2 protein-coding genes are annotated in these 2,944 nt (G+C 39.4%); both read left to right on the top strand.

The annotated features are described in order from the left end of the window. On the top strand, positions 1 to 1,927 hold a 1,927-nt coding region (locus B8983_RS14070), incomplete at its 5' end, for a YDG domain-containing protein (protein WP_159460915.1). Between the two features lie 23 nt (positions 1,928 to 1,950). After that, positions 1,951 to 2,730, top strand: coding sequence for a bestrophin-like domain (locus B8983_RS13785; protein WP_084286139.1), 780 nt, complete (start codon positions 1,951 to 1,953; stop codon positions 2,728 to 2,730). Positions 2,731 to 2,944: the final 214 nt, after the last annotated feature.

Raw genomic sequence — 2,944 nt, 5'->3', positions numbered from 1 at the left:
AACAGCAACTGCAGATAACTTGGTAGCAGTCGCTGGCGCAGGTACATCATTATCGAACTACAGCATTACGACGACGAATGGCTCCATTCAAGTTAGCCCACTCGCAATTACTGGAACAGCCCAAGTGAACGGCAAGGTGTATGACGGTACGACAGTTGGAACTGGAACAATTACCTTAACTGGTCTATTGCCAGCAGACGTAGGTTCAACATCAGCAAGCGGAACGTTTACATTTGCTAATTCAAATGCTGGAACTAAAGCAGCAACGGTATCAGGTGTAACGGTTAACAATGCCGATTATTCAATTACAGTTCCAGCATCAGCAGGTAATGCAACGATTACTACTGCAGCACTCACGATTACTGGCGGTACCACGACTACAAGCTTTGACAACACAACGCATACTAATACTTACAGTATTACGAGTGGAGCACTGTTTGGATCTGATGTAATTAGCTCTGTCAATGGTTTAGGAAGTGGATTGCACGCGAATACTTATACTGACTCTGGCTTATCAGCTAGCGGTACCGGTTTATCGAACTACGCGATTAGTTATGTACCTGGAAGTTTGACAATTAATCCAGCAACTTTAAGTGCGACAGTTACGCCTTTGGTTAAGGTTTACGACGGCACAAGTAATATTTCAAATGCAACGGCCTTAATAGGAGTTATCTCGGGAACTAGTGTTTCAGCAACAACATCACTCTCTTTGCTGGGCTCTAACTCAGGCACGCAAACAATAACGAATAATGGCACAACTTTATCCGGTCCAAACGCTGGTGACTATCTAATAGTAAACTCTTCACTAATTAACAATGGGTCAAATGGTATAACCCCAAACAATGCTGGTGGCAATGGTAATCATGGTGGAACAATATTTATTAATCCAGCTCCTTTGACTATTACCGGAACGAAAGTTTATGATGGTAGCGCAAACTTCACCTACCTGAACATGAGCGTAAGTGGAGCATTGAATGGTGAAAAAATTTCCTTAATTACGGGTAATGCTATTACTCCAAGCAGTAATGCAGGAAATTATGTTGGTACGAATATTATTAACTTAACTATTGCCGTAGCTGGTGGAAATGCATTGCCAAGTAATTATCAATTGCCAAGTTCAGGTACATTCAATGTGGATCCAGCCCCAATAACCAATACAGGTTCACCTCTTACCTATCGTGCCGTCGTCACTGGTACTTTGACTACTGCTGCTCCATCCGTGGTCGGTCTCGGAGCAGGTTTGGGTAACCCAAACAGTGTAATTGTACAAATGGTCAATAATCCAATCACTAATGCTACAGCCTTACCATCACAAAATACAAATGCGAATACAACCGCAAATGCGAATAGCGCAAATCCGCCTATAGTAGGAAATACTCGTACGAGGACGCAAGCTGCTTCAACAAATAATCGTGCAAAGTCACAATCTTCCATACTAGCCAATAACCGAAATAAGGCTGCTGGGATTGGCAATCGTAATACCAGAAGGAATTCAAGTGCTAATGCGAATGCTAATCAACAAAATAATATCAACTCTAATATTGCTAACTTTGCAAGACCAGGTGATGCAGGGCGTTTTGTTGGCAAGGGTGATTTCACAACAAGGTCGAATACCTATGCTTCAACTAGAAATGGACTTTCAGAGGTAAGAGATAGAAGCAACTCTGGTGACACTGTAGCCAAACCGAAAAATTCTGGTGGTGGTTGTGGTGGCGGCAAATCCAATACTGGTGCTGTAGTTTCAACTAATCGCTCTTGTTCTCAACTGAAAGCACCTGGAGATCCGTTGGCTAACTCATATCATCACATGGAGTGGCCGGGAGCAAATAAGAGTTACACAGGAAGTTCAGCAAAGTCCATTGGTACTATCGATTACAACAAAAAAATGAATATGAACTTTATGATCAATCTAATTATTCTTTTCTAAAAAATTTAAATAAGGATCTTACTATGGCTCTCTGGCTTCATTCTCTCTCCAATTACCAAATTGGATTTATCGTTATTTTTTCCTTTTTATCGGTATCCGTTATCATTCCAGCGCTTATTCGCTATAAATTAGATTTAGATCCTAGAGAGTCAATTGCTGCTGGAGCTGATGAGTCATATAAGATGTTTATTACTCTCGTCTTAGTAATGATCGGATTTAGTTTGGTGCAATTGCAAGGAGATCATAAAAACGTAGAAGATTTGGTGTCTAGAGAAGCAACCCTCAATTTGAAAATTTCTAGTCTACTCCATCGTTTTGATACTAAGGAAAGTAGTCAAGCTAAAGAGTTATTAGCTAATTATGTTGAATCCATCGCAAAAGAAGAGTGGCCAGAATTATCGAAAGGAAACGGTAGTGACGTAACGGCTAAAAAACTAAAAGACGTGACAAAAGCAATTAGTAACCTCAGCCCAAATTCAAATGAACAAGATACGGTCAAAGCTGATTTAGATGCAACGATGACTCAAGTTGTTGATATTCGAGATGCACGCTTAGCCACAACTAGGTTATATTTACAAACCTATTTATGGGGATCCCTTGCCTGTTTCTTAGTGGTGATGATTTTCTTTGGGTGGTTTATTAACCCATTGTCTAGAATGATATTTTTTGTGGGGGGGGTAAGTTTAGGCATTTCCATGCTCATTTCACTGATTTTTATTCTAGAAGATTTGTATCAAGGCGAAAGTGCTCTCATCCCTAAACCATTGTTAGATATTTTGCCTTTGATTTTAAAGGGAAATTAGTATTTAGTTATATTTTTTTATGTATAAATGCTTTAATTTTTAAAGAGGAGATTTGCTCTTATTTTAGAAATACCAAAGATGTTAAGTCTTTATGACGGCATTTCTCATATTTTTATGGGTGGATTCAAGTACGAAGTGCAACACGTTTTAAGGACTGCATAAATACTTCGTTGGGTGTTTTAAATCCTAATCTTTTTCTTGGTCGGTTATTTAA

The organism is Polynucleobacter kasalickyi, from assembly GCF_900176405.1.
In the GTDB taxonomy this organism is placed as follows: Bacteria; Pseudomonadota; Gammaproteobacteria; order Burkholderiales; family Burkholderiaceae; genus Polynucleobacter; species Polynucleobacter kasalickyi.
The sequence above is the reverse complement of the archived record's forward strand: the minus strand, read 5'-3'. Positions and strand labels throughout refer to the sequence as shown.

Coding starts and splice junctions, on each gene's coding strand:
- B8983_RS13785 (WP_084286139.1), top strand. CDS start 1,951: ATGGCTCTCTGGCTTCATTCTCTCTCCAATTACCAAATTGGATTTATC.